Here is a 25,687-nt window from a genome sequence, read left to right on the forward strand (position 1 = left end):
TCCATGTCGGCTATGCTTGGTGCTATCTGTTTTTGGTGCTATCGATTATTGCGGTGTAAATTCACCGCAATAGTTGGTGTTCCACTTTTCTAGAATGCCATAATAACTTTCCCCTAAAGCAAGCAACCAATGAAGTTTGCAGAAAGCCGCTTCTAGGGTCATGTCTCTGCCGCTCAATACATTCATTGACGATAGAATAGAGCCTGCTGCATAGGCGCCTTGAGATACACCACCGTGTAGGCATTGTGTCAAATTCACGATGTTTTTCTTGCGTAACATGGCTTCGGTTAAGAAAGACAAAAAGGCCGGATTTTGATCCGGTACATTGCCAGCGCCATAGGTTAACAATACGATGGCTTTGCAGTTATCGTCGTCTAATAGGCTTTGATAGAGGGCGGTAGGCTGACTGGGATGGAGAGTGATGACGCCAACCGCGCCTTCTCTAAAGCTGACCAGTTTGTTATCAAGCCGTGTATCAGAGCTGTCTTTGTTGCTCTTAATCATGCGCGTTGGGTACAGCTGCATGCCGATGGCAAGTTCCCCTAATAAATCATCATTTGGCGTATGAAAGGCTTCAAATCGACCACTGCTGATTTTTTGGATGCGATTGCCGCGCATGAGTTTGCCATCAAAAACAAGACTGACATCGGCTATTCTATGGGAGATTGCCAAAGATAACGCCGCTTGCAGGTTGGATGTGGCGTCACTGCGATTCATGCCCAATGGAATTTGTGAGCCAGTCAGAATAATGTTTTTCGTGCACGCGCCGAGCATAAAAGACAGGGCTGAGGCGGTATACGCCATAGTGTCCGTACCATGAAGAATGACAAAACCATCGTAATCTCGCCAGTGAGTGGCCAGAATTGACATCAGTTTTGTCCAATGTTTTGGCGTGATATTGGCGCTATCAATCAGAGGAGAGATTTCCAGCACTTCAAAAGAGGGGAGAGTGTTCAGACTCATGCCCAATGCCATTTCTATGCGTTCTTGCAAGCCAGAAGCAGGGGCTAAGCCCTGCTCTGTTTGCACCATGCCGATGGTGCCGCCTGTGTAAAGGATGAGTACTTGTGCGCTCATATGACCACCTTACTAGGAGATAGCATGGATTGTGGGCTGAGCAAAATATTGACCTGTTCTTCCGTGAGTAGGTTTTCTTCAATGACCAGAGATTTGACTGTGCTGCCCGTATGCAACGCCGTGTTAGCAATGCGAGAGGCATTGGCGTAACCAATATAGGGAACCAGTGCGGTGATGATGCCGATGCTGTTTTCCACATGACCTGCGCAGACGGCTTCATTGGCGGTGATGCCGCGTATGCAGCGTGTTTCTAGCATTTGGCAGGCTTCTTTGAGCATTTTTAACGAATTTAATACGTTGTAAATGATCATGGGTTCCATGGCGTTCAACTGCAATTGGCCAGCTTCTGCAGCTAATGTTACTGCAAGATCTGAGGCAATGACTTGATACGCGGTTTGGTTCATGGCCTCAGGAATAACGGGGTTTACTTTGCCCGGCATAATGGAAGAGCCTGGTTGCATGGGCGGTAAGTTAATCTCGCCTAAGCCTGTGCGAGGGCCACTTGAGAGTAGGCGCAAATCATTGCTCATCTTGCTGAGTTTGATAGCAAGGCGTTTCAATATGCCGGAGAAAAACACAAACGCACCCATGTCAGAGGTGGCTTCCACTAGGTTGCTGGCAGGTATCAGTGGCTTAGTCGAAATGGTGGCTAATTTTTCGACCACCAATTTGGCGTAACCTTCTGGCGTATTGATACCCGTACCGATTGCGGTGCCGCCAAGGTTTACTTCACAAAGCAATGCGCATGCTTCACTGATGCGGTCAATATCTTCGCCCAGAGTAACGGCAAAGGCGTCAAATTCTTGGCCCAGTGTCATGGGGACGGCGTCTTGAAGTTGTGTACGACCCATTTTGACAATGTGTGCGAATTCACGCGCTTTGGCTTCTAAGGCTTCTTTGAGTGAGGCAAGGCTAGGAACAAAGTTGTCGGCAGCAAATTGAATGCCTAAGCAAGCCGCCGTTGGGTAAGCGTCGTTAGTGGATTGTGAGCGGTTGACGTCATCATTTGGGTGGAGGTATTTGTATTCGCCTTTTTCATGGCCTAATTTCATCAATGCAATGTTGGCAATGACTTCGTTGGCGTTCATATTGGTCGAGGTGCCAGCACCGCCTTGGATTACGTCGACAATAAATTGGTCGTGATATTGGCCTTGAATCAAATCTTGGCAGGCGTAGACAATGGCGTCGGCTTTTTCTGGCGTGAGCAGTTTCATTTCTTGGTTGGTTCGAGCAGCGGCCGCTTTTACCATCGCCAACGCTTTGATTAGTTCAGGAAAATGTGAAATGGGAACGCCGGTGATGGAAAAGTTCTGGGCGGCACGCAATGTCTGTATACCGTACAATGCGTCAGCAGGAACGTCCATATTGCCAAGTAAATCGTATTCAGAGCGAGTATTCATGATGTGCTTCCTGACGCCCCACTGTTGGTCAGTGAGGCGTAATCTAAGTTGGGTTATTGATGATTTTTGTCGTTTATTGACGGATCACTATTGGGCCAAGATGCTTGGTCCAGTTCCAAATCGCTGAAGCGACTGGCTTCAAATGTCGGTGTTTTATTGCCTTGTTCACGCTGAACGTCAAAGTCTTTCAAAATGCGTTTCGCCACTTTGAACAGTAAAGCGAGTGCGAATAAGTTCACCAGTGCTAATAACCCCATGCTCAAATCGGCAAAAGCGAACACAGTGCCAAGGTCAAGAATGGCGCCGGTGCAGCAAAGGCAAATGATGACAACGCGGAAGGCGTTCATGTAAAAGCCATGATTGTCTGATTTTGTGAGGTAGCTAACGCTGTTTTCACCTAAATAGTAGTTGTACAAAATGGTACTGAAACCGAATAAGAGCAAGGCAATACTGACGAACATACGTCCATAGTCGCCCATATGTGTTGCTAACGACGCCTGTGTTAAGGCGACACCTTGTACTGTGTCTGTGCTACTTGGGTCATACGCACTGCCGAGTAGAATGATCAGTGCAGTACAGGTGCATAAAATAATGGTATCAATGAATACGGAAAAGGCTTGTACAATTCCTTGGTTGGCTGGATGGGGAATGTGTGCTACCGCAGCCACGTTTGGTGCGCTACCAAGACCTGCTTCGTTGGAAAATAAACCGCGTTTTACCCCCATCATAATGGCGGCACCCATGCCTCCACCAATGGCCGGTTCTAGACCAAATGCACTTTTAACGATCATAATAAGCATGTCTGGGATTGCGCTTAAATTCATTGCAAGCACAATAAGGGCGATGAGCAAATAGCCGCCAGCCATGATGGGGACCAAAATTTCAGCGACTTGTGCAATACGTTTTACGCCACCGAAGATGATCAGACCAACAATCAGCGCCATACCGATGCCGCTGTAATAAGGTTGGATGCCAAAGGCGTCTTGTAGGGACGTTGCAACGGAATAAGATTGTAAGGTAGTAAAAGCAATACCAAATGTCGCCAATAGAAGGATGGAATACAATACCGATAACCATCTCCAGTTTTTACCAAGACCGCGTTCGATGTAAAAGGCTGGGCCTCCGCGGTAGGTGCCATCGGCTTCGGCTGTTTTGTAGGTTTGCGCCAGCATGCATTCGATAAAGCTGGTGGCCATGCCCATAAGTCCAACGACCCACATCCAAAATATAGCGCCCGGGCCACCAATGGTAATGGCGACAGCGACCCCTGCAATATTACCACCACCGACACGACCGGCGACGGATAAGATTAAGGCTTGAAAAGAGCTTAAATGTTTACCGCCTGGCTCATGGTGTTTGGCGGTAAGAATACCGAACATATTGCCAAAATAACGAAATTGCACAAAGCGGGTAGCAAAGGTGAACCAGATGCCAATGCCGATTAGTACGGCAATGAGCACTTTACTCCAAAGCAAGTCGGTGAGAAGGGATAGCATGAATGATGACTCCTAGTTTTTTTTAGATTTATTAAGGGGGAATTCAGACGCTCATTGGAGCGAAAAATGTGTAGAAAAGGGAGTTCGTAAAAAGATGCTTTTTGGTGCTGGTTGATGCTATAGGAGTATCAACTAGCATCATTTATTGGGTGTTTTTAAGGGAGATCTTCATTACACTGCTGGTGTGCCATGTTGGTTGATTTTGCGGGGGAAAAACTGTGGTGGAAGACTTTGCCGATAACTTGCAGCTGTTATGCAGTTTCTACAAATCTGTAGCGGATGTGTGTCGTCGATTAAACATTAATCGTGCGCAGTTTAATCGCTATTTAAATGGAACAACGGTTCCTAGCCACAGTACTCAGCGACGTATTGGTGAGTTTTTTGGCGTCGAACCCAGTGAAATGCTTTTGCCTCATGCGCAATTCGTTAAGCTGGTGCAATCGCGCCCCATTCGCCAGAGTGATGAAGTGAAAAGTTTGACACCTGAGCAGCAACAATTTAACCAGCTTAATCAATCTGGTCAGCACGGTTTGACGAAATACAGCGGCTATTACTTTGAGTATTATCTTTCCATGGCGTGTCCTGGAAAAATTCTGCGTACCTTGGTGCATATCGAGTCGCAAGGTGACAAAACATACTATCATCGCACCGAGCGACTTAATCCTAGAAACCTAAAGAAGTCTTTTCATGGTGTGTACAGTGGGGTAGTGCAATTGCTGTCAGATCGGTTGTTTTTGATCGATTATGAAAGACAAACTCATGTGGAAATGACCCAGACGATTCTTTATCCTTCTTTTCAAAACCGTGTTGAACGATTAACAGGGTTGCGTTTAGGTGTGTCGGGAAGTGGTGAAAGAGCGCCATGCTGCGCACGTGTTGTGTACGAATATTTAGGCTTGAATATCAATAATAAGCGCGCTATGGCGCAATGTGGTCTGTACGATATAGACAGTGATCAAATAGATAAAGATATTTGCCAGTCAATCAGAAATGACATGAAAGAGGGTGACTGGCATTTTAGGGCGCGATTTTAGGCGTCTTTTGTTTCGCTTGTGTCAGGTGTTTCTGCAGCGGCCTCTGTGCTTGGGTTTGCCATGGCTTCTTCTTCCATTTTAGCGCGTTCTGCTTTGGAAATGTACTTAGGCTTGGCTTTTTTGGGGTTGGCTTTCAAATTGGCTTGTTTAATGCGTTTGGTAAGAATGTCTTTGATTTTTTTACGGCGGTTCATATTTTGTTCCTAAAATGACGCGGTTGTCTGATTTAATAACCCAAGAATGACATTCAAGGAACGAAAAAAAAGCCCTGATCAGTGATCAGGGCTTTTTATGTTGGTACCAGTAGGCGGACTCGAACCGCCACACCCGAAGGCAACGGATTTTGAATCCGTCGTGTCTACCAATTCCACCATACTGGCCTTGAAAAAGGTGAGGCGTATTCTAGGGTATTTAAAAGATAAGTCAACGCCTCTTGGTGTTATTTTTTATCTTTTTAACATCTGTTCGCTTGGAAGTACCTTTTTGGGTGGATTTTCGCTAGAATACTGGGTCGTTTTTCCTAGGTAGCTTTCTTTTCATGCTCGTTTCCGATTATCACTTTGATTTACCCGATTCTTTAATCGCTCATTATCCGACGCCAGACAGAACGGCAAGCCGCTTGTTGCATCTGGATGGGCCAAGTGGTGCAGTAGTGCATCGTCAGTTTCCTGCTGTGTTGGATTTGGTTCAGCCTGGCGATTTGATGGTGTTCAACAATACCCGAGTGATCCCTGCGCGAATGTTTGGGCAGAAGGAATCTGGCGGTAAAGTTGAGATATTGGTTGAGCGTATTATTAATACCAATGAAGCACTGGCTCATGTTCGTGCCAGTAAGTCACCAAAAGAAAACAGTAAATTGATTTTAGGGCAAGATAAAGGGGAGCATATTGAAGCGACTATGATTGGTCGTTCCGGTGCTTTATTCCATCTTGTTTTTAATGAATCTGTTTTGGAGGTGTTGACGCGGGCGGGTCACATGCCGTTGCCACCTTACATCGAACGTCCTGATGAAGACAGTGATCAGGAACGCTATCAAACCGTTTATAATCAAAAGCCTGGAGCGGTTGCCGCTCCAACGGCTGGGCTGCATTTCGATGAGGCTTTGCTGGAAAAACTAACCGCAGAAGGCGTGGAGATTGCGTTTGTTACCCTACATGTGGGGGCAGGAACCTTTCAGCCGATGAAGGTTGAAAATGTGAAAGATCACATCATGCACGCAGAGTACGTGGAAGTTGAGCCGAGTGTCGTCGCGCAAGTGAAAGCCACAAAAGCCCGTGGTGGTCGCGTTATTGCGGTTGGCACCACGAGTGTTCGTAGTCTTGAGTCGGCCAGTCAAGGTGGCGAAATCGCGCCAATGCAAGACGATACTAGTATTTTTATTTATCCGGGTTACGAATTTAAAACCGTAGATGCGTTGGTAACGAACTTTCATTTACCAGAATCCACGTTAATTATGCTGATCAGTGCCTTTGCAGGGTATGATCATGTGATGGCCGCATACAAAGAGGCTGTCGCCCAACAATATCGATTTTTCAGTTATGGTGATGCCATGTTTATTACACGTAATCCGCAGGCTAAAGGCCCGCAAGGTGAGGAATAAGACGAATGTCTGATAAGCGCCCAGAATGTTTTATGGATTTTGAACTTCACACGACGTCAGGGAAGGCGCGTCGTGCAACTTTGACGTTTCCCCGTGGTAAAGTTGAAACACCCGCTTTTATGCCGGTTGGTACCTACGGTACAGTGAAAGGAATGTTGACGAAAGATATCGAAGAAATTGGTGCGGATATCATTTTGGGCAATACTTTTCATCTTTGGTTGCGTCCGGGAACGGACGTGGTAAAGGCGCATGGAGATTTGCATGATTTCACTCAATGGAAAAAACCGATTTTAACGGATTCGGGTGGTTTTCAAGTGTTTTCACTTGGTGAAATGCGCAAAATCACGGAAGAGGGAGTGAGTTTTCGTTCTCCTATCAATGGCTCTAAGGTGTTTTTAAGTCCTGAAATTTCCATGCAAGTTCAGCGCGATCTAGGCTCTGATATTGTGATGATTTTTGACGAATGCACGCCTTATCCAGCGACTCCTGATGTGGCCGGTAAGTCTATGCGCATGAGCCTGCGTTGGGCACAGCGTTCGAAAGATGAGCATGGCGATAGCCCATCGGCGTTATTTGGTATTATCCAAGGCAGTATGTACGAAAACCTTCGAGACGAGTCTTTAGAAGGGTTGGTGAATATCGGTTTTGATGGGTATGCCATTGGCGGTTTGTCAGTGGGTGAGCCGAAAGACGAAATGATGAAAGTCTTAGACCACATTACCCCTAAAATGCCAGCGGACAAACCACGTTATTTGATGGGCGTGGGTAAGCCAGAGGATTTGGTGGAGGGTGTTCGTCGCGGTGTTGATATGTTTGACTGTGTGATGCCAACACGTAATGCCCGTAATGGCCATTTGTTTACTTCCGATGGCGTTGTGCGCATCCGAAACTCGCAATATCGTCATGATGTGGGGCCACTTGATAAAGAATGTGATTGTTACACTTGTAAAAACTTTTCTCGGTCTTATTTACATCATCTAGATAAGTGTCAAGAAATGGTAGGGGCGCAATTAAATACGATTCATAACCTACGATATTACCAAACACTCATGGCGGGATTGCGTCAGGCGCTCGATGAAGGTAGATTTGACGCCTTTGTTGATGAGTTTTATGCAAAGCGTGGCTTAGAAACGCCAGCTTTGAGTGAATAATAAACAAAATTATGTCAATTGCTTTACGCAAGAAATGACAACAGTTTCATAAACCATTGGAGAGTTAACACCATGATCGCATTGATCTCACCAGCTTACGCTGAAGGCGGCGCACCAGCAGATGCAGGTATTTTTAACCTAGTACTTCTTGCGGGCTTCGTTGTCATTTTTTACTTCCTTATGTGGCGCCCACAAGCGAAACGTGCAAAAGAGCATAAAAACTTGATTGCATCGCTAGCGAAAGGTACTGAGGTAGTAACTGGCGGTGGTGTATTAGGTAAAGTGTCTAAAGTAGACGATAACTATGTAGTACTTGAAGTGTCTGAAGGCATTGAAATGAAATTTCAAAAGTCTTCTGTTGCTGCAGTATTGCCAAAAGGAACGTTGAAGTCTATTTAACCTTCCTGGAAAAGCGCCTAGTGTAGGCGCTTTTCTTTTTCCGATTTATTAAATTTTGAGATGTTTGCACTGTGTTGCGAATAACAGTCTCATTTTAGGTGTAAAGGATTTTTCATGCTTAACAAGTACCCCTTGTGGAAGTATTTGCTAATTCTTCTTGTTTTGGCTTTGGGGCTACTCTATGCCTTCCCAAACCTTTATCCGGATGATCCAGCGCTACAACTATCTACCCAAAAAGCAACGGCGGTTGTTGATGAGCAAGCTTTGCTAAGAGCAAAAAATGCGCTTGCTACTGCGAATATAGAATTGAAAGAAGCAGAGCTTACCTCTGCTGGCGGTACCTTGCGCTTTAATAGCGGTGAGGACCAACTGGCTGCTAAGCCTATTGTGGCGGCAGCTTTGGGTGATGACTTTGTAACCGCGCTTAACCTAGTTCCTACAACACCTGAGTGGTTGTCTTCATTGGGTGCTGGGCCTGCTAAATTGGGGCTTGATTTGCGTGGCGGTGTGCATTTTCTATTAGAAGTGGATACTCCAGCGGCGCTTAAGCAACGACTTGAAGTAAGCGCAAGTGAGATGAAGGCAATACTGCGCAAGGATCGTGTGCGTTATCGTAGTGTGGATATAGAAGATGGCGTTCTATCTGTGCGTTTCTTGCAGTCGGGTGATTTATCGTCCGCTGAAGCGCTGCTGAAAGGTGAGTTTCCTGAATATCGTTATGCGACTCGTCAAGAAGCGGGTGAGTTTTATTTGGATGTGACTTTTACGGAAGCGGCTAAGAAGGAAATTGAAGCCTATGCTTTGCAGCAGAACTTAACAACGCTGCGAAACCGTGTTAACGAACTGGGTGTGGCTGAGCCGCTTGTTCAGCGTCAAGGCAGTAACCGTATCGTTGTTGAATTGCCAGGTGTGCAAGATACCGCTGCGGCAAAACGTATTATTGGTGCAACGGCGAACTTAGAGTTTCATCTGGAAGCGGGCTTGGAAGACAATGGCGCTGACATAGAAACCTTGACCTTCCGTGATGGCAGTGGGCGTACGGCACGTTTAGAGCGCGACATTATTATTACGGGTGACAGCGTTTCTGATGCTAGCTCATCGTTTGATGAGAATGGTCGTCCGCAAGTGAATATTAGCTTGGACGGCAAAGGCGGCAGACAGATGAGTAAAGTAACTCGTTCTGCGGTTGGTCGAAACATGGCCGTTGTGTTCATTGAGCATAAGTCTCGTAGTCGTTTTGTTGAGACAGACGGCAAGATGGAAGAAGTGCGAAGAAGTTATAGTGAGAAAGGCATTATTTCTTTGGCAACGATTCAAACCACTTTGGGGAATTCTTTCCGTATTACCGGATTGGACAGCCCTCGTGAGTCTTCTGAACTTGCTTTGTTGCTTCGTGCTGGTGCCTTAGCAGCGCCTATCTATTTTGTTGAAGAGCGTACCATAGGCCCGAGTTTGGGTGCTGAAAACATTAAGTTGGGCATCAACTCTGCGCAAATCGGTTTGCTGGTTGTTATGTTGTTCATGCTGATTTACTACAAGGTATTTGGTATTTTTGCCAATGTGTCTTTGGCGTTGAACATTATTCTTTTGATGGCTTGTATGTCTATCTTAGGGGCCACCCTCACTTTGCCGGGTATTGCTGGTATTGTGTTGACGATGGGGATGGCGGTGGATGCAAACGTGTTGATTTTCTCAAGGATTAGAGAGGAGTTGGCGAGTGGTATGCCAAGTCAACAGGCCATACATTCTGGCTTTAATCGTGCATTTACGACGATTCTTGATGCGAATATCACAACCTTGCTTGTGGCTGTTATTTTGTTTGCGGTAGGCACTGGACCTGTTAAAGGTTTTGCTGTGACTTTGTCGTTGGGTATTCTTACTTCGATGTTTACGGCAATTGTCGTCACTCGTGCGCAGGTTAACCTTGTGTATGGTGGTCGTAAAAACAAGAAATTGTATATTTAGGAGAGCGCCATGAAAGTGACAAATATTCCATTTATGGCAATGCGTAAAATCGTAGCTGCTTTTTCGGTTGCGCTGATCCTGATTTCTCTTGGTTCTTTGGCGACAAAAGGCTTGCAGTTTGGTCTCGATTTTACGGGCGGTACTTTGATTGAGGTAGCTTATAAAGAAGCGCCAAAATTAGACGATGTTCGTGAGCTGCTTGGACAAAATGGCTACAGCGATGTTGTAGTACAGAATTTTGGTTCTACGACTGATGTTGTGGTGCGTATGGCGAATGCCTACACCCCGACTTTAGGGGATGAAGTACTATCAACGCTGCAAAACCACGGATCAAATGAGGTGACGCTGCAGCGTTCAGAGTTTGTTGGTGCTCAAGTAGGTGAAGAGTTGCGTGAGCAGGGTGGCTTGGGCATGTTACTTGCCTTGGCAATCGTGATGATTTACGTGGCAGTGCGTTTCCAATTCAAATTTTCTCTCGCTTCTGTGATTGCATTGATACACGACGTTATCATCACCTTAGGTTTCTTTTCTCTGTTTGAGGTGGAATTTGATTTAACTGTACTGGCGGCTTTGTTGGCTGTGGTGGGTTATTCACTTAATGATACGATTGTTGTGTGTGATAGGATTCGTGAAAATTTCCGTATTATGCGCGACACTACGCCATATGATTTGGTCAATGATTCGATTAACCAGACGCTAGATCGTACCTTGATTACTTCGATGACTACCTTGTTTGTTTTAGTAGTGTTGTTTTTCTTGGGTGGTGAAGCGATTCATAATTTCTCCATGGCGTTATTGGTCGGTATTATCATTGGTACTTACTCTTCTATTTTCGTGGCGGCAAATTTGTTGTTGGCGATGGATGTGAAGAGAGAAGACTTGATTCCTGCACCGAAAGAAGAATTAGAAGACGATCTACCTTAGCGTATTTTGTTGTCTGGTACTGTCAAAAAAGCCTGCTTCATGCAGGCTTTTTTGTAGACTTTCTTGGTCAATGTGGTTTTATTGAGCAGACTGAAGTTGTGATCATTGGTTCTGTCCTGGTCATTTATGTGTTTTAAGTTGGGGTGAATTTTTCAATATGCGTTTTTGGCTGTTTGGTTCGTTGCTCATGTTTATGAGTGTTCAGGCTAAGGCTTTGGATTTTGCGGCTATGGATAAAACCGCTCAGGGCTTTTCGAACATTAAGACAATCCACATTGCCCATAATGGGCAAGTAGTTTGGGCAAAAGCCTATAATAAAGCCGATATTAACGCGGTGGCGAATATTAAGTCAGCGTCGAAGTCGCTGATGTCTGCCATTGTTGGTATGACAATTGATCGCGGCGTCATAGAGGGAGTTGATCAGCCTATCGTGTCCTTGCTGTCTAAGCAATTGCCCAATAACCCAGATCCGCGTTTAAAGGATATTACGGTAGGGCACTTGCTGTCGATGCAGGCGGGCTTGGAGCGAACCTCAGGGCGTAATTATGGCCGTTGGGTGGTGAGTGATGACTGGGTAAAGACGGCTTTATCTTGGCCTTTTGTTGATGCTGTCGGTGGCGATATGCAGTATTCAACGGGCAATACGCATTTGTTATCCGCTATTGTTATGCAGCAAAGTGGCCAGCATACTTATCTTTTGGCTAACCAGTGGTTGCAAGGTTCCGGTGTTTCGATACAAAGTTGGGAGATGAGTCCAAAAGGGATTCCAATGGGGGGCAACCAGGTGGGCATGACTCCTGCTTCGTTGTTGGCGTTTGGTGAGTTGTATCGACGCGGTGGTGTGACTGAGTCGGGTAAGCGTTTGCTCTCTAAAGAATGGATCACGCAGAGTTGGACACCAAGAACGCAGTCTCGCTTTCATGAAGGTGAGTACGGTTATGGTTGGTTTATTCAAACTTTTGCTGGCGTACAAGGTTATTACGGGTGGGGTTATGGTGGGCAGATGATTTACGTATTGCCCGAATTGGCGTTGACTGTTGCGATCACGTCAGAGGAGACATTGCCTTCTGGTCGTACGGGTTATCGAGACAGTTTGCATGACATGTTAAGTAACGATATTGTGCCTGTTATCAGTGCGGCCCAATGATAGAAATGGATAGAAATGGATAGAAATAGATAGAAATAACAAAGCCTGCTCAGAGCAGGCTTTGTTATTGATTTTGGGTGGGGTTATTGCTTGATAACTTGACCGAACTGCATGCCCATTTTGGTTGGGGTTTCTGCTTGTAGGGATTCTTCCCAATTGATGGCGTTTTTACCAAACAATACAATGGCAGTGGATCCTAGTTTGAATCGACCCATTTCTTCGCCTTTGTTAATGTTTATTTTGCTGAGTTGATCGTAGTCCCAAGTGACGACATTTTTATTAAATGGTGTTACTTGTCCTGCCCATACGGTTTCAATGCTGGCGACAATCATAGCGCCAACCAGTATCACCGCCATTGGACCTGCCTCTGTATCGAATAAGCAAACCGTTCGTTCGTTGCGAGCAAAAACGTTAGGGATTTGCTCTGCGGTTACCTTGTTTACTGAAAATAGTTTGCCCGGAATATGGATCATTTTGGTGAGTTTGCCAGTGAGTGGCATGTGCACACGATGATAGTCCTTGGGTGATAGATAAACGGTTGCAAAAGAGCCGCCTAAAAACTGATTGGATAGCGATGCGTCACCTCCTAGTAGGCTGGTTAGGCTGTAATAATGGCCTTTGGCTTGGAACAGTGTGCCGTGTTCTATTTTGCCGAGTTGGCTAATGGCGCCATCTGCTGGACAGGCGATGCTGTTTTCTTCGTTACAGATAGGGCGTAGTTCGGGGCGAATGGCACGAGTGAAAAAATCATTAAAATTTCGGTAAGACAGTGGATCGCTGTTTACCGCTTCGCTCATGTCAACTTGGTATTTTTTTACAAACTGGCTGATGAAGGTATTTTTTACCCAAGTATTTTCACACTCGGCTATCTTGCCGATAACACGTGATAGGGTTTTTTGTGGAGTGATGTGTTGTGCAAATGCAAAAAGTTGATCTTTAGTCACGTTATTTGTCCTAGTAGGTGAGTTTATAAGGTGGAGTGGCTGATTATAGAAACGATCTGCTTAAGCGTTTTATAATCGTTCTCACTGAATTTTTTACGTGTTTCTAGCCAAAATATGACCATTTCATGTGCTGATGTTGGTGTTGAGGCAAGCATAAGATGGCTGTTTTTATCAATAATTTGGTCTGATGTGTGTGGTAACTCAGTTAATATTTTGTCAAGTTTCTCCCCATTTAGATGGCTAGCCGATCTTTTCTGCGCCAGCTTTTTGAAGACGTTTGAGGGGGCATTCCACTTTATCGCTTTGATGGCGTCTATATTGTAGCCGGACTGATAAAGCGGCGATACTTTATTGTCAGAATGTCTAAATAAGATACAGTGCTGGGTGTTAGGGATGGTCTTTAAGATCGTTTTTAGTGCCAGGTTTGCCCTTTGCTTAGTCCCCATATTCTTTGTTTTGCTCACTGCTTTTTTGAGTTCAGCAAGAGGCGATAGCGGGCTGTGTTTCTTGGTGGTTGGCCCTGTCTTATTTGTATAAAGCATGGGGTCAAGCAGCTGTTGAGCGAGTGATATTTTCCCTCCCTTGTTAAAAAGTTTGGCTGCTTCCGTGCTTGCTAAATGCGCCGTTTGAATGATTTCACCCACGCGCCGATGCATAATGGTTGCCACAACGCGGTAGTAAAAAGGCAGATTTTTGGAATCCCATCCCATGCGATTCGCTTCATGGGCTACTTTGTTGGCGCAGTATGAAAAAATTAACGGATTGTTAATTAAAATAGTCAGTCTTTTGTCTTCGGCAAAACCGGGCAGCTCATCTGGGTGATGCGCTAAGTGAGCGAGTGTTTGTAGCTCTTTAGCATTGGGTATGTGCTTGGTTAAAAACGATTCAATTACTTTGCTTGGGGTGTGCCAATGCGTGCAGAGGTGCACTGTGAGCTCATCAATGCGACACCCTAAGGTATTAAGTTCGGCCTGACTGGCTTTTTGCCCTTGTTTAATTTTTTGTTCAATGATTGTCATGGTCGGGTAGGCATAAAACCATAATAGCCATCTGGCCGCGTCGCGAAATAGTGTGATCCAAAAAATATCGTCTTCGTGGCTGCTGAGTTTTTCTATTGCCCAGCGGCGAGCCATCGTAGCGGCTTCGTAGCTGATTTGTATTTCGCTTAAAAAGGCGATTAATGGCGCGGATTTTTCTTTTGTACTAAGCGTGTAAGGAGCAAATTGAGGAATGAGTTTTTCGATGCGGTTCATTCCCACCATGGCGGCAGCATGAAAAGGTGTTTTTATTTCACTATTTTTATTTGGTACGATGCGATTTGCTTCATTGAGAATGGCAAATGCCAGTAATGGATCGGCTGCTATGTTGGCTTGTATGCCATCAAGCGTATCTTCTGTTCGTTTTATTTGAGTCTTAAGGCGAGTAAGATTGACTGCTTGAACAGGAAACTTTTTGCTTTTCAGAAAATGTAGCCATTCATTTAGGCCAGAAGGTGACTTGTCTATCATAGCTGGTTACATTAGTGGCTCTTGTTGATGTGTGTTTAACGCGCTCTTATGTTTTTGATCTCATTAATCATACTGTATATTGAGGTGAGAGAATACTTTGTCGGTATTAAGGAATAAAATATGTTTGCATTAGCTGGCGTGTTGGTGGTGATTGTTAGTGTGGTGTCTGGCTATTTGGCATCTCATGGAAGAATGCTGGCTTTGTGGCAGCCTTTTGAGGTGATTATAATTTGTGGTGCTGCATTGGGTGCTTTTATGGTGGCTAACCCATTTATTGTGCAGAAAAAAGTATTGACCATGTTGCCTCAGGTGTTTTCAGGCAGTCGGCATAACAAGCGATTCTATACGCAGTTGCTGGGGTTGATGTATTGTCTGTTTCAGAAAAGTCGCCAGAATGGCTTTTTGGCAATTGAAGAAGACATTGAGTCACCTTTTACGAGTGAGCTGTTTAATCGCTTTCCAGACGTCATTCGCGATCATGAGGTGGTGAATTTTTTAACGGACAACTACCGTATCTTTACATTAACCGGTTTGCCTGCTTATGAGATCGAGGCCATCATGGATAATGAAATAGAGCAAATTCAAGAGGAATTAGTGGCCCCCAGTCATGCCTTAACTCGGGTGGCAGAAGCGTTGCCAGGATTTGGTATTGTGGCAGCGGTATTGGGTATTGTTATCACAATGGGGTCGATTGGTGGCCCGATTGAAGAGATTGGTGCGCATGTGGCGGCGGCTTTAGTTGGCACTTTTTTGGGTATCTTCTTTGGTTATGGTTTTGTCGGGCCGGCTGCCTCTCATTTAGAAAGTCTGGGTACGCACGAATTAAAAGCGTATTTGTGTGTTAAAGCCTGTCTTAACTCCATCGTATCAGGTTATGCGCCACCAGTGGCAGTAGAGACGGGGCGGAAGTTGTTGCCTCCTGAAATGCGTCCTAGTTTTATTGAGCTAGCCGATGATCTTAAGCAGTACCGTTAATTTGGACGTCATGGCAGATAAGGAGCATATTGAATGGCCTTAGGTTCTAACGGTTTGGTGATTCGTCGAGTTAAAAAAATTAAAAAGGGCGGCCATCACAGTGGTGCATGGAAGATTGCTTTAGCCGATTTTGCTTTGGCAATGATGGCGCTTTTTTTGGTGTTGTGGATATTGAGTGTCGCCTCGCCTGAGGAGTTGGCAAGTATTGAGGGGTATTTTCAAGATCCTACGGGAGCATCTACAGCGGGTTTTAGTGCAAATCCAATAGACTTAGGTGGTAGTCCAGCCAAGAGTCCTGAGAAGAAGCTGGATCTGCAGCAGCCTGAGGCTGGCAGTGTCGATGTGCCAACGAGAGACACGCAAATGGGCAATGGTCCAGATTCTGCTGAGTCCAATAGTCTTAATAATATGGTGCAAGAAGAGTTGAGTAAGATGAATGTTTTGCTTTCTCAGCAGCAAAACATGCGCATTGAAATTACTCCGCTGGGGGTGCGAATTACTTTGCTGGATGATCCAAATAAGCCAATGTTTGAGCGCGGTAGTGCTCGCATGATGCCTGACATAGAAAATACGTTGCTCACAATGGCGCCGATTTTTAATAAAATCACCAACCCAATCGTGATTACGGGACATACTGACTCTTCTAAGTTTAGTGGGAGTGGTGGTTTGGATAACTGGGATTTGTCGGCGATGCGGGCGAATGCGGCGCGTCATATCCTTGAGGAGGGCGGTGTAGAGGATAAACGTATTGCTCAGGTGATTGGTTTGTCTGATACCATACCTTACAATCGATTTGAGACAGACAGTGCTGAAAATCGACGTATTAGCATTACGTTATTAACGGATGATGCGTACAAAAAATTGCTGGATCAGAATCGCCGCAACTACGGTAACCCTGTCCAGCAATCGGATTTGAATATCACGCCTGAAACGGTGTTTTAGAAGGCTTGATTTTCCCGAATAGACTGCTTAATTCGTAGGAAGCTCTGGAAGCGGTGTTCGGTAATTTGACCTTTTTCTAGAGCGGCGAGAATGGCGCATCCGGGCTCTTTTTCATGGGCGCAATCACGGAATCGGCAATAACCTATATGCGGCCGGAATTCGATAAAGCCATTCAATAGTTCGTCTTCCGAAATGTGCCATAAACCAAACTCTCGAATGCCTGGTGAGTCAATTAAGTCACCACCTTTTGGCATGTGGAACAGTCTGGCTGTGGTGGTGGTGTGTACGCCTTTTTTGCGTTTTTGAGACAGCTCTCCCACGCTAATGTCAATGCCAGGAAGCAATGTGCCGATAAGCGACGATTTGCCAACGCCAGATTGTCCAACAAAGACGCTGGTCTTATCTTGCAGGAAGTTATAAAGCGCTTCCATGCCAGCTTGATTCTTGATAGAGGTTCTGATGATCTTGTAATTAAGATCTTCATAGGTTTTTATCAATGTGTCTAATTCTTCTTGGTTGCTGTCGTCGATCAAGTCGCACTTGTTGAGCAAAATAACCGGCGGTATGCCAACGGTTTCAGCGGCCACTAAGTAGCGGTCAATTAAGTTGGCGTGTGCAACAGGTTCAGCAGCAATAACGACGATGATGTGGTCTATGTTGGCTGCGACGGGTTTTATTCTACCGTGCATGTCTGGGCGTGACAGCGATGTATTTCTTGGTGTGGTCGCGACGACCACGCCACCTTCATTTTGTTTAGGGCGCCAGATGACCTTGTCGCCAGTAACCAATTGGCCTAAGTTAGCACGTAAATTACAACGCGTAGAGACGCCAATAAAAGGTTCTTGGGTGCCTTCCACTTCCACTTGCGTGCCAAAGTGCGAGATGATGATGCCTTCTGTCTCTGGGCCGAGGTCAGATGATTGTAAAAGTTCTTCGGCGATATCCCCTCGTTTCTGAGTGCGTTCAACGCGCTCTTTATGAATTCTTTCGATTCGCCACGTTTGTTGTTTAGTAAGTTTTCGCTTCGACATTAGATTCGTCTGGTCATAAAGTAAGGCGCATAGAGTATAATGCTTGGCATTGATAATAAAGGACTTGGAAGATTATGAGCTTAAATGAAGAGAATTTAGTGTGGATCGATCTTGAAATGACGGGATTGGACCCAGAAACCGATACCATTATTGAAATTGCGACGGTGGTAACAGACAAATATTTGAATGTGTTGGCTAAAGGGCCGAATCTTGCGGTTCATCAAGACAAGGCGGTAATGGATGCGATGGATGAATGGTGTACGAAGCATCATGGGGATTCGGGATTAACGGCAAGGGTATTGTCCTCAACGATTAGTATGGAACAAGCTGAGGAGGAGACCATCAAGTTTTTAGCCAATTATGTTCCGGCTGGTAAATCGCCAATCTGTGGTAATAGTGTTGGGCAAGATCGTCGTTTTTTATATCGCTACATGCCTAAGTTAGAAGCGTTTTTCCATTACCGTTATTTGGATGTGAGTACAGTTAAAGAGCTGGCGAAGCGCTGGAAGCCAGAGGCGTTAGAAGGTTTTTCTAAATCGGGTTCGCATTTGGCTTTGGACGATATTTTAGAGTCTATTGGTGAATTGAAACATTATCGTAAAACCATGTTTGGTTTGGATGATTAAGGCGTCAACCTTTTGAATTGAGCGTTAGCCTCTAAATAAGTTAGTGGGCGGTTGTCCGCTAACTTATTTCACTCACTTTGTCCGCTAACTTAGTGCGGAAGTACCATCCCATATTAGTTTTAATCCTGTTAAAAAAAGACAGCTATACATGGCTTTAAAAAACCATTCTGTGGATATTTTATAGTGTAACCATGCGCCAAGTTGTACCCCAAGAAAAGCGATGGGCGTAAAGCTAAGCGACAATAGTATATTGTCGGTGTTGAGTTGCCCTAGCATGCCATAAGGGATCAATTTAACGTAATTGATGGCGGTGAAAATCACCGCTGCGGTGGCCACGTATTGGGTTTTATCAAGATTGGTTCTAAGTAAATATACACTCATTGGTGGTCCGCCAGCATGGGCGATAAAGCTGGTAAACCCACCTAGGCAACACCACAGTCTGCCAACTATAGCGCTAAGCGGTTTTCGTGTGGTGCGGGTGTTTTTTCTTGGCCATGAGTTGAGTGTAAATCCCACCGCTATAATGCCGACCATGATTTTTAGCCATTCAATTGAGAACCATGACGCTGTTAAGCCGCCAATAATAACGCCAACGATCGCGGCGGGAATGCATTTGAGTAGTTGCTCTGTGTTCCATTTCCGCCAAAATTTTTGCACGGTAAATATATCCATGATGCAGAGAATGGGTAGCATGATGGCAGCCGCTAGGGTGGGGGAGGTTTGTAAGGATATGAGTGGTACGGCGAGAATGCCAAATGCGCCAGAAAATCCCCCTTTCGAAATGCCAGTGATAAAAACAGCAATACCAATCAGTGAGATGAGAAACCAATCCATAGATAGGTGTCCTTAATGTGCGGTGTTGTTTGTGGTTGAGGCTCTCTAACATACTAATTATGCGCCATTGATGCTTGTTTCAAAAGACTTGTGTATTAGAATTGCGGTTATTGTTCTAGGTTGCGTATATTTTTCTGTGAGAAGGGTTGGTGTTGATGCGAATAGAAAAAGAAATTTATGGTGAAGAGGCCATGGAAAACTTGGGAGAAACTCTATCTAAGGCGCTGAAAGGTGGCGGAGTTGTTTATTTAGAGGGTGATCTGGGGATGGGCAAAACCACGTTGGTAAGGGGGATGTTGCGCGGTTTGGGGTATCAAGGCCCAGTTAAGAGTCCCACTTATACGATTGTTGAGCCATATGAATTTGCTGGTTTAGAGGCTTACCATTTTGATCTTTATCGGGTTGGAAATGCCGAAGAGCTTGAGTTTATGGGGATCCGTGACTATTTCACGGTAGGCAGTCTGTGTCTGATTGAATGGGCTGAAATGGGACGTGGTGTTCTCCCTGAGGCGGATTTGGTGATTTCGTTGCAATTGATACGACAAGGGCGTCATGTTTCTTTTATTGCGCAATCAGAAAAGGGTAATGTGGCGTTAAATGTTCTAGGAGAGGCTATAACTTCTTGATGTATAGATGTCTTTACTATTCGTAAGATTGAGATCCGCTTAATCAGCGGTTATAGTGTGTCAGATATACTAGCTAGCTGTCTGATATGCATACTAAATTTCAAACTTGTCTTTTTGTTTTTATTAATTTGATCCTGTCTGTCGCATGTTTAAATGTGTTTGCGGCAGAAGTTAGAGATATTCGTGTTGCCCAGCAAGAAGGGGTGACACGTTTGGTTTTTGAGCTTTCTGCGCTTTCTGAGCATCGGATTTTTCCGCTCTCAAATCCTGAGAGAATTGTCTTGGACGTCAGTGGCGTCAATCTACAAGCATCGGTGGTGGATGGGTTGTCTGCTCTGTCGTCCGATGTGTTGATGCGTGTCCGCTATGCTAAACGTAATGATGGCGTGCGTTTTGTGCTTGATTTGGCGCAAGCAGCTAAGGCCAAGAGTACGGTGTTGGCGGCAAATGGTACGTATGGCCCGCGCATACTGGTTGAGCTTGAGTACGGTGTTCAAAAACCTGCCACTGTCGTCAAAAGCGTGGCAAACTTGTCAAAAGAGAAGCGCGATATCGTGATTGCGATTGATCCGGGCCATGGCGGCAAGGATCCTGGTGCTTTGGGGCAACATAATGTGCGTGAAAAAGACATCGTGCTGTCTATCGGTAAAGAGTTGGCAAGTCGAATTAACGCTGTAGATGGTTTTAAGGCGGTGTTGACACGATCTACAGATACGTATCTTCAGCTGCGTGATCGTTCTCGGGTGGCGCGTGAGGCCAATGCGGATCTCTTAATTTCCATACATGCCGATGCCTTTACCAAGGCGAGTGCTCGTGGCGCTTCGGTGTGGGCGCTATCATTGAGCGGTAAAACTTCTGAAATGGGTCGCTGGTTGGCTCAGCAAGAAAATTCTGCTGACTTGGTGGGCGGTATTTCACTGGATGATAAAGATCAGCTGCTGGCCGAGGTGCTGCTTGATATGTCCATGAACTCAACCATTCAAATGAGTTTGAATGTGGGGGACAGTGTTTTAGGCGAAATGAAAAATGTTGCTGTGTTGCATAAAGATAGTGTTCAGCAGGCGGGTTTTGTCGTTCTCAAATCGCCTGATATTCCATCTATCTTGATTGAAACTGGGTTTGTCTCCAACAGCACAGAAGCGAAAAATCTAGCCAGTAAGGCGTATCGAGTCAAGATTGCAGCCTCTATAGCCAAAGGTGTGATTGGGTATTTCACTAAAAATGCCCCTGATGGTTCCTTGGTGGCATGGAAACAAAACAAACATACCGAACGTGTTTATACGGTTGGTAAAGGGGATACCTTGTCTGAAATTGCACGACGTAATCAAGTTTCTTTACCGGTTCTGCGTCAAGCTAATAACCTTAGTAATGATGTTATTTGGGTTGGTCAGAAGCTTGTTATTCCTGCCGGATAACGCCATATTTAAACCCCTTCTACATGGAGGGGTGTCATTTTTTGAAGGTCGTTCATGCAAAGAATTAATCTTTTATCCCCACGTCTAGCTAACCAAATTGCTGCGGGAGAGGTGGTTGAACGACCCGCTTCCGTTGTAAAAGAGTTGCTTGAAAACAGTCTGGATGCCGGTGCCTCACAGCTTGATATCGATGTGGAGCAGGGTGGGGTTAGGTGCATAAAAATACGTGACAATGGCACTGGCATAATGAAAGACGATCTTTCGTTGGCTTTGAGTCGTCATGCGACAAGCAAAATTGTGACGTTGGATGATTTAGAGGCGGTAAAAACGCTCGGTTTTCGTGGCGAGGCCTTGGCTAGTATTAGTTCTGTGTCTCGAATGCATCTTACTTCCCGTGCTGAAAATGAACAAGAGGCTTGGCGTGTTGAAGCAGAGGGGAAAGACATGGCGGCGGCGGTGCGTCCTGCCTCCCATCCTCAGGGTACGACCATTGAAGTGCGAGATTTGTTTTTTAATACCCCTGCTCGACGTAAGTTTTTGCGCACTGAAAAAACAGAGTTTGTCCATTTGGAAGAGGTGGTGAAGCGACTGGCGCTGAGTCGTTACGAAACCGGTTTTCGTCTCAGTCACAATGGTAAGCAGGTTTACGATCTTAGGCCCGTCACCGATCAGCTCCACGCTGAACATAGATTAGCAACCTTGTTGGGGAAAAAGTTTATTGAAAACGCTTTAACCCTTGATGTTGAGGCGGCGGGGTTGCGTCTGTGGGGGTGGATAGGTCTGCCGACGTTTTCTCGCTCTCAGGCCGACCTGCAATATTTCTTTGTTAATGGTCGCGTGGTTAAAGACAAATTGGTTGCTCATGCTGTACGTCAAGCTTATCGAGATGTTTTGTATAATGGTCGGCATCCAACTTTTGTTCTGTATCTTGAGTTAGATCCCGCCACTGTGGACGTTAACGTGCACCCTACTAAGCATGAGGTGCGTTTTCGTGATGGGCGACTGGTGCATGATTTTCTGTTCAGTCGTATCCATAAGGCGATTGCCGATGTGCGGCCAGAGTCTGATGCTGCCCCGACGGGTATGAGTCAATCGGTGGGTGGTGAGGCGTTATCTCGTGCCGTGGATATTACTGAGCAATCTGCTCTGCCCTTGTCTAATCGGTCTGCGTCGTCTTCTATGGACTGGATGAGATCGACGTCTAGCTCTCCAGATGTCTCTGAGGTGCGTGGGCAGCTTGATGGGATGCGTCGTCTCTCTGGTTATGCCCAAGAATATGTCTCTTCCACTGAGATAGTGGATCCAGAGACTGGCGAAATCAGGGAAGTTCCACCGTTAAATAGCCTAGGAGAAAGTGAAGGCTCATTTGTGAGGTCAGAGTCGGATTATCAAACTGTGCCGCCATTAGGTTTTGCTGTCGCGCAATTGCATGGTGTTTATATTCTTTCTGAAAGTGAGCAAGGGCTTATTTTGGTGGATATGCATGCCGCCCATGAACGGATTGTTTATGAGCGCATGAAGACGGCTTTTTATCAAAAAAACATTGCCTCCCAGCCGCTATTGGTGCCTATTAATATTGCCGTATCGCAGAGTGAAGCGGATCTTGTTGAAGAAAGTGCTGATGTATTTAGTGCGTTTGGCTTTTGTGTTGAGCGGGCGGGATTGGAAAGTGTCATGGTGCGCGAAGTGCCTATTATACTGATTCGTGGCGATGTGGAAGGTTTGGTGCGTGATGTGATCAGTGATTTATCCGCGAATGGGGTCTCTGATTTGTTGGCGTCGCGGGCAAATGAATTAATGGCCTCAATGGCTTGTCATGGCGCGGTTCGAGCGAATCGTAAACTGACTGTTGCGGAGATGAATAGCCTTCTTCGTGATATGGAAGTGACAGAACGAAGTGGGCAGTGTAACCATGGTAGACCAACATGGGCGCATTTGAGCATGTCCGATTTAGATAAACTCTTTTTGAGAGGGCGTTGATATGGCAAAGCCACATGTAGTTTGTTTAATGGGGCCAACGGCTTCCGGTAAGACTGGGCTGGCTGTTGAGCTTGCGCAGCATCATGATTTTGAAATTATCAGTGTGGATTCGGCGCTTGTTTACAAGGGGATGGACATTGGAACGGCTAAGCCAGACGCTGATCTGTTGGCAAAAGCGCCGCACAGATTGATTGATATCATCGATCCGGTTGAGTCTTATTCGGCCGCAGATTTTGTCCTAGATGCCGTTGAGCACGCGCAAGATATTCTCTCAAAAGGGAAGGTTCCGCTGCTAGTAGGCGGAACCATGATGTATTTTAATGCGCTGCAAAAAGGATTGGCTGAAATGCCCAATGCAAATCCTGAATTGCGCGCTATTATTGAAGAGGAGGCGTCCATCAAAGGTTGGGCGTCGCTGCATGAGGAGCTGCAAAAGGTGGATCCTGAGGCGGCTCTGCGCATACATCCTAACGATCCGCAGCGTTTGCAAAGGGCGATCGAGGTGTTTCGTTTGACTGGCAAGTCTATGACTCAACTTTGGGCAGAGCAAGACTCCGTGTCGTTGCCGTTTGACATGATTAATTTGGCTGTGATGCCGAAAGAGCGGAGTGTTTTGCATCAGCGTATTGAACAGCGCTTTTACGACATGATGAGCCAAGGTTTTTTGGCGGAAGTGGAGAGCTTATATCGCCGAGGAGATTTGTCTATTGAGATGCCTTCTATGCGTTGTGTCGGTTATAGACAATTATGGCAATATTTAGACGGTGACGATTTGCTAGATGATGCTATCTTTAAAGGTATCGTTGCTTCTCGTCAGCTGGCAAAGAGACAGCTTACTTGGCTAAGGGGGTGGGAGGATTTGATGATTTTTGACAGTTTGTCAAAAGATCTTGTGCCTGATGCCTTGAATTACATCGAAAGCAGGATTATATAGGGGAAATAGATAAAAAATTGGTGTAGTATCTACGGTATTGTTTTATCAATATTTAATTTAATTTTTTGCGCTTAACTTAAGGAGATTCCAATGTCAAAAGGGCAATCATTACAAGACCCTTATCTAAATATTCTACGCAAAGAAAGAGTGCCAGTGTCTATCTTTCTTGTAAATGGAATTAAACTTCAAGGTCAAATCGAATCATTCGATCAGTTTGTGATTCTGTTGAAAAATACCGTTAGTCAGATGGTTTATAAACACGCCATTTCTACGGTAGTGCCTTCTCGTACTATCCGCGTCCCGTCTCCTGATCAGCCGGAAGATGCTGCTGAATAGTTTGTCTTTAATAGGGCAAGCAGAGGAATACCAGATTGTTTTTTGAACGTCCAGATAGTGGTGAAATAGCTGTATTGGTCCATATAGATTTTCGTGATCAAAGTGAATCTTATGGGCCTGAAGAGTTTGTTGAGCTTGCTATTTCGGCTGGCGCTGATCCTGTTGCGGTTGTAACGGGGTCTCGTCAGCGTCCTGATGCTAAGTACTTTATCGGTACTGGTAAGCTAGCTGAAATAAAAGACATTGTTGATCGTGAAGGGGCGCAAGTCGTTCTTTTCGATCATGCTTTGTCTCCTTCCCAAGAGCGCAATTTAGAAAGTGTTTTTCAATGTCGTGTGCTTGATCGTACAGGCTTAATCCTTGATATCTTTGCACAACGAGCACGTACTCATGAAGGTAAGTTGCAAGTTGAGTTGGCTCAGTTGCAGCATATGTCAACTCGTCTTATTCGAGGTTGGACGCACTTAGAACGCCAAAAAGGCGGGATAGGCATGCGTGGGCCAGGTGAGACTCAGCTTGAGACAGATCGTCGCTTGTTAAGAGAGCGTATCAAGTCTATTCAGAAAAGATTGGAAAAAGTGGAGTCACAGCGCGACCAGAGTCGTCGATCTCGTGACCGATCTGCTGTGCCTACTGTGTCATTAGTGGGTTATACAAACGCAGGTAAGTCGACTTTATTCAACCGAGCGACAGGGGCGGATGTGTACGCCGCAGATCAGCTGTTTGCAACATTGGATCCAACCTTGCGTCGCCTTGAGATGGAGCAAATTGGCTCTATTGTATTGGCGGATACCGTAGGTTTTATTCGACAGTTACCACACCGTTTGATTAAAGCATTTCAGGCGACTTTAAAAGAGTCGTCTGAGGCGGATCTACTTTTGCATGTGGTTGACGCTGCAGACATTTCTCGTGATGAGAATATGGCGCATGTTGATTCAGTATTAAAAGAAATTGGTGCCGATGAGGTGCCAATGTTGAAAGTATTTAACAAAATAGACGCTTTGGCTGATACGGAACCTCGTATCGATAGAGACGCTGACGGGAACCCTTTCCGAGTTTGGTTGTCTGCTCGTGATGGTCAAGGTGTTGATTTGCTTAAACAGGCCATCTCTGAGCTATTGGCGGAGGATGTTTTTAGTGAAACACTTTATTTGTCCAGTAAGTATGGGCGCATAAGGGCGATGCTGTTTGAGCATGGTGCTGTCAGATCGGAGCGTTTCGATGAAAGTGGTCGTTCTGTTCTTGATGTGAAGTTGCCTAAAAAAGACTATTTACAGATTTTGGCTCGTGCGGGAATGTCTGAAGATCAGATAGAGGTAGCGTGAGTTATACAGGGTTATCAT

The 25,687-nt window shown here is 45.5% G+C and carries 24 protein-coding genes and 1 tRNA gene; 16 read left to right on the plus strand and 9 right to left on the minus strand.

All coding sequences use genetic code 11. The annotated features are described in order from the left end of the window. Positions 1-45 precede the first annotated feature (45 nt). The 3 genes from DKT73_RS01225 to DKT73_RS01235 are packed head-to-tail and all read right to left on the minus strand — an operon-like array spanning position 46 to position 3,973. The gene (locus tag DKT73_RS01225) at positions 46-1,077 is read right to left on the minus strand and encodes an asparaginase (RefSeq protein ID WP_111636788.1); all 1,032 of its coding nucleotides are present in this window, start codon (positions 1,075-1,077) and stop codon (positions 46-48) included. Then, a complete protein-coding gene (locus DKT73_RS01230; protein ID WP_111636789.1) occupies positions 1,074-2,477 on the minus strand; it encodes an aspartate ammonia-lyase in 1,404 nt (467 codons plus the stop codon). Before DKT73_RS01230 ends, DKT73_RS01225 begins: the two co-directional genes overlap by 4 nt. A 53-nt stretch (positions 2,478-2,530) precedes the next feature. Further along, positions 2,531-3,973: an alanine/glycine:cation symporter family protein gene (locus tag DKT73_RS01235; RefSeq protein WP_111636790.1), complete on the minus strand. Its 1,443-nt coding sequence runs from the start codon at positions 3,971-3,973 to the stop codon at positions 2,531-2,533. Between the two features lie 218 nt (positions 3,974-4,191). Between DKT73_RS01235 and DKT73_RS01240 the strand changes: the two genes are divergently transcribed. Further along, the gene (locus DKT73_RS01240; RefSeq protein ID WP_111636791.1) at positions 4,192-5,007 is read left to right on the plus strand and encodes a helix-turn-helix domain-containing protein; all 816 of its coding nucleotides are present in this window, start codon (positions 4,192-4,194) and stop codon (positions 5,005-5,007) included. Here DKT73_RS01240 and DKT73_RS01245 read toward each other — a convergent pair. Both DKT73_RS01245 and DKT73_RS01250 read right to left on the minus strand, forming a co-directional pair. Beyond that, positions 5,004-5,201 carry a DUF2986 domain-containing protein gene (locus DKT73_RS01245; RefSeq protein WP_111636792.1) on the minus strand — a complete coding sequence of 66 codons (198 nt, stop codon included), beginning with the start codon at positions 5,199-5,201 and terminating at the stop codon, positions 5,004-5,006. The genes DKT73_RS01240 and DKT73_RS01245 overlap by 4 nt on opposite strands. A gap of 101 nt (positions 5,202-5,302) precedes the next feature. After that, positions 5,303-5,387: transfer RNA gene (locus DKT73_RS01250), tRNA-Leu, on the minus strand. 158 nt (positions 5,388-5,545) lie between these two features. Between DKT73_RS01250 and queA the strand changes: the two genes are divergently transcribed. From queA to DKT73_RS01280, 6 genes are all read left to right on the plus strand, one after another. Continuing rightward, the gene (gene queA / locus DKT73_RS01255) at positions 5,546-6,607 is read left to right on the plus strand and encodes a tRNA preQ1(34) S-adenosylmethionine ribosyltransferase-isomerase QueA (protein ID WP_111636793.1); all 1,062 of its coding nucleotides are present in this window, start codon (positions 5,546-5,548) and stop codon (positions 6,605-6,607) included. Positions 6,608-6,639: 32 nt separating this feature from the next. After that, positions 6,640-7,758: a tRNA guanosine(34) transglycosylase Tgt gene (gene tgt, locus DKT73_RS01260; RefSeq protein ID WP_198666526.1), complete on the plus strand. Its 1,119-nt coding sequence runs from the start codon at positions 6,640-6,642 to the stop codon at positions 7,756-7,758. A gap of 72 nt (positions 7,759-7,830) precedes the next feature. Then, positions 7,831-8,157 (plus strand): preprotein translocase subunit YajC, encoded by a 327-nt coding sequence (yajC, locus tag DKT73_RS01265; RefSeq protein ID WP_012070335.1) that lies wholly within the window; start codon positions 7,831-7,833, stop codon positions 8,155-8,157. A gap of 114 nt (positions 8,158-8,271) precedes the next feature. Further along, entirely contained in the window at positions 8,272-10,122 is a 1,851-nt protein-coding gene (gene secD / locus DKT73_RS01270) for a protein translocase subunit SecD (protein ID WP_111636795.1), read from the plus strand. A 9-nt stretch (positions 10,123-10,131) separates the two neighbouring features. After that, positions 10,132-11,046, plus strand: coding sequence for a protein translocase subunit SecF (secF, locus tag DKT73_RS01275; RefSeq protein ID WP_111636796.1), 915 nt, complete (start codon positions 10,132-10,134; stop codon positions 11,044-11,046). 157 nt (positions 11,047-11,203) lie between these two features. Beyond that, positions 11,204-12,193, plus strand: coding sequence for a serine hydrolase domain-containing protein (locus DKT73_RS01280; protein ID WP_111636797.1), 990 nt, complete (start codon positions 11,204-11,206; stop codon positions 12,191-12,193). An 83-nt stretch (positions 12,194-12,276) separates the two neighbouring features. Here the strand turns inward: DKT73_RS01280 and asd are convergent, their stop codons facing one another. Both asd and DKT73_RS01290 read right to left on the minus strand, forming a co-directional pair. Then, entirely contained in the window at positions 12,277-13,137 is an 861-nt protein-coding gene (gene asd / locus DKT73_RS01285; protein ID WP_111636798.1) for an archaetidylserine decarboxylase, read from the minus strand. 23 nt (positions 13,138-13,160) lie between these two features. Then, positions 13,161-14,645, minus strand: a complete 1,485-nt coding sequence (locus tag DKT73_RS01290; protein ID WP_111636799.1) for an HDOD domain-containing protein — start codon at positions 14,643-14,645, stop codon at positions 13,161-13,163. Positions 14,646-14,765: 120 nt separating this feature from the next. On the opposite strand from DKT73_RS01290, the gene motA reads away from it, so the two are divergent. After that, positions 14,766-15,620 (plus strand): flagellar motor stator protein MotA, encoded by an 855-nt coding sequence (gene motA / locus DKT73_RS01295; protein ID WP_111636800.1) that lies wholly within the window; start codon positions 14,766-14,768, stop codon positions 15,618-15,620. 33 nt (positions 15,621-15,653) lie between these two features. Then, the gene (locus DKT73_RS01300) at positions 15,654-16,562 is read left to right on the plus strand and encodes a flagellar motor protein MotB (protein WP_111636801.1); all 909 of its coding nucleotides are present in this window, start codon (positions 15,654-15,656) and stop codon (positions 16,560-16,562) included. Here DKT73_RS01300 and rsgA read toward each other — a convergent pair. Next, positions 16,559-17,593 (minus strand): small ribosomal subunit biogenesis GTPase RsgA, encoded by a 1,035-nt coding sequence (gene rsgA, locus DKT73_RS01305; RefSeq protein WP_111636802.1) that lies wholly within the window; start codon positions 17,591-17,593, stop codon positions 16,559-16,561. The genes DKT73_RS01300 and rsgA overlap by 4 nt on opposite strands. 74 nt (positions 17,594-17,667) lie before the next feature. Here rsgA and orn point away from each other — a divergent pair, with 74 nt between their 5' ends. Then, the gene (gene orn, locus DKT73_RS01310) at positions 17,668-18,219 is read left to right on the plus strand and encodes an oligoribonuclease (protein WP_111636803.1); all 552 of its coding nucleotides are present in this window, start codon (positions 17,668-17,670) and stop codon (positions 18,217-18,219) included. An 84-nt stretch (positions 18,220-18,303) separates the two neighbouring features. On the opposite strand, the gene DKT73_RS01315 is transcribed toward orn, so the two are convergent. Continuing rightward, on the minus strand, positions 18,304-19,053 hold the full coding sequence (locus DKT73_RS01315; RefSeq protein ID WP_111636804.1) for a sulfite exporter TauE/SafE family protein: 750 nt from the start codon (positions 19,051-19,053) through the stop codon (positions 18,304-18,306). 155 nt (positions 19,054-19,208) lie between these two features. Between DKT73_RS01315 and tsaE the strand changes: the two genes are divergently transcribed. From tsaE to hflX, 6 genes are all read left to right on the plus strand, one after another. Beyond that, entirely contained in the window at positions 19,209-19,679 is a 471-nt protein-coding gene (gene tsaE, locus DKT73_RS01320; RefSeq protein ID WP_111636805.1) for a tRNA (adenosine(37)-N6)-threonylcarbamoyltransferase complex ATPase subunit type 1 TsaE, read from the plus strand. 86 nt (positions 19,680-19,765) lie between these two features. Further along, positions 19,766-21,094 carry an N-acetylmuramoyl-L-alanine amidase gene (locus DKT73_RS01325; protein WP_111636806.1) on the plus strand — a complete coding sequence of 443 codons (1,329 nt, stop codon included), beginning with the start codon at positions 19,766-19,768 and terminating at the stop codon, positions 21,092-21,094. 54 nt (positions 21,095-21,148) lie between these two features. After that, complete coding sequence (gene mutL / locus DKT73_RS01330) at positions 21,149-23,074, plus strand: DNA mismatch repair endonuclease MutL (RefSeq protein WP_111636807.1); 1,926 nt, start codon at positions 21,149-21,151, stop codon at positions 23,072-23,074. A 1-nt stretch (position 23,075) separates the two neighbouring features. Beyond that, positions 23,076-24,008 (plus strand): tRNA (adenosine(37)-N6)-dimethylallyltransferase MiaA, encoded by a 933-nt coding sequence (gene miaA, locus DKT73_RS01335; protein ID WP_111636808.1) that lies wholly within the window; start codon positions 23,076-23,078, stop codon positions 24,006-24,008. A 90-nt stretch (positions 24,009-24,098) separates the two neighbouring features. After that, positions 24,099-24,344: an RNA chaperone Hfq gene (hfq, locus tag DKT73_RS01340; protein WP_111607252.1), complete on the plus strand. Its 246-nt coding sequence runs from the start codon at positions 24,099-24,101 to the stop codon at positions 24,342-24,344. 35 nt (positions 24,345-24,379) lie between these two features. Continuing rightward, entirely contained in the window at positions 24,380-25,669 is a 1,290-nt protein-coding gene (hflX, locus tag DKT73_RS01345) for a ribosome rescue GTPase HflX (RefSeq protein ID WP_111636809.1), read from the plus strand. Positions 25,670-25,687 lie beyond the last annotated feature (18 nt).

Origin of the sequence: Marinomonas shanghaiensis (genome assembly GCF_003259175.1) — a bacterium.
Lineage (GTDB): Bacteria > Pseudomonadota > Gammaproteobacteria > Pseudomonadales > Marinomonadaceae > Marinomonas > Marinomonas shanghaiensis.

Bases quoted from the DNA above. Each gene is read 5' to 3' on its own strand.
- DKT73_RS01225 (WP_111636788.1), bottom strand. From the start codon at position 1,077: ATGAGCGCACAAGTACTCATCCTTTACACAGGCGGCACCATCGGCATG.
- DKT73_RS01230 (WP_111636789.1), bottom strand. From the start codon at position 2,477: ATGAATACTCGCTCTGAATACGATTTACTTGGCAATATGGACGTTCCT.
- DKT73_RS01235 (WP_111636790.1), bottom strand. From the start codon at position 3,973: ATGCTATCCCTTCTCACCGACTTGCTTTGGAGTAAAGTGCTCATTGCC.
- DKT73_RS01245 (WP_111636792.1), bottom strand. From the start codon at position 5,201: ATGAACCGCCGTAAAAAAATCAAAGACATTCTTACCAAACGCATTAAA.
- queA (WP_111636793.1), top strand. From the start codon at position 5,546: ATGCTCGTTTCCGATTATCACTTTGATTTACCCGATTCTTTAATCGCT.
- tgt (WP_198666526.1), top strand. From the start codon at position 6,640: ATGGATTTTGAACTTCACACGACGTCAGGGAAGGCGCGTCGTGCAACT.
- yajC (WP_012070335.1), top strand. From the start codon at position 7,831: ATGATCGCATTGATCTCACCAGCTTACGCTGAAGGCGGCGCACCAGCA.
- secD (WP_111636795.1), top strand. From the start codon at position 8,272: ATGCTTAACAAGTACCCCTTGTGGAAGTATTTGCTAATTCTTCTTGTT.
- secF (WP_111636796.1), top strand. From the start codon at position 10,132: ATGAAAGTGACAAATATTCCATTTATGGCAATGCGTAAAATCGTAGCT.
- DKT73_RS01280 (WP_111636797.1), top strand. From the start codon at position 11,204: ATGCGTTTTTGGCTGTTTGGTTCGTTGCTCATGTTTATGAGTGTTCAG.
- DKT73_RS01290 (WP_111636799.1), bottom strand. From the start codon at position 14,645: ATGATAGACAAGTCACCTTCTGGCCTAAATGAATGGCTACATTTTCTG.
- motA (WP_111636800.1), top strand. From the start codon at position 14,766: ATGTTTGCATTAGCTGGCGTGTTGGTGGTGATTGTTAGTGTGGTGTCT.
- DKT73_RS01300 (WP_111636801.1), top strand. From the start codon at position 15,654: ATGGCCTTAGGTTCTAACGGTTTGGTGATTCGTCGAGTTAAAAAAATT.
- rsgA (WP_111636802.1), bottom strand. From the start codon at position 17,593: ATGTCGAAGCGAAAACTTACTAAACAACAAACGTGGCGAATCGAAAGA.
- orn (WP_111636803.1), top strand. From the start codon at position 17,668: ATGAGCTTAAATGAAGAGAATTTAGTGTGGATCGATCTTGAAATGACG.
- DKT73_RS01315 (WP_111636804.1), bottom strand. From the start codon at position 19,053: ATGGATTGGTTTCTCATCTCACTGATTGGTATTGCTGTTTTTATCACT.
- tsaE (WP_111636805.1), top strand. From the start codon at position 19,209: ATGCGAATAGAAAAAGAAATTTATGGTGAAGAGGCCATGGAAAACTTG.
- DKT73_RS01325 (WP_111636806.1), top strand. From the start codon at position 19,766: ATGCATACTAAATTTCAAACTTGTCTTTTTGTTTTTATTAATTTGATC.
- mutL (WP_111636807.1), top strand. From the start codon at position 21,149: ATGCAAAGAATTAATCTTTTATCCCCACGTCTAGCTAACCAAATTGCT.
- miaA (WP_111636808.1), top strand. From the start codon at position 23,076: ATGGCAAAGCCACATGTAGTTTGTTTAATGGGGCCAACGGCTTCCGGT.
- hfq (WP_111607252.1), top strand. From the start codon at position 24,099: ATGTCAAAAGGGCAATCATTACAAGACCCTTATCTAAATATTCTACGC.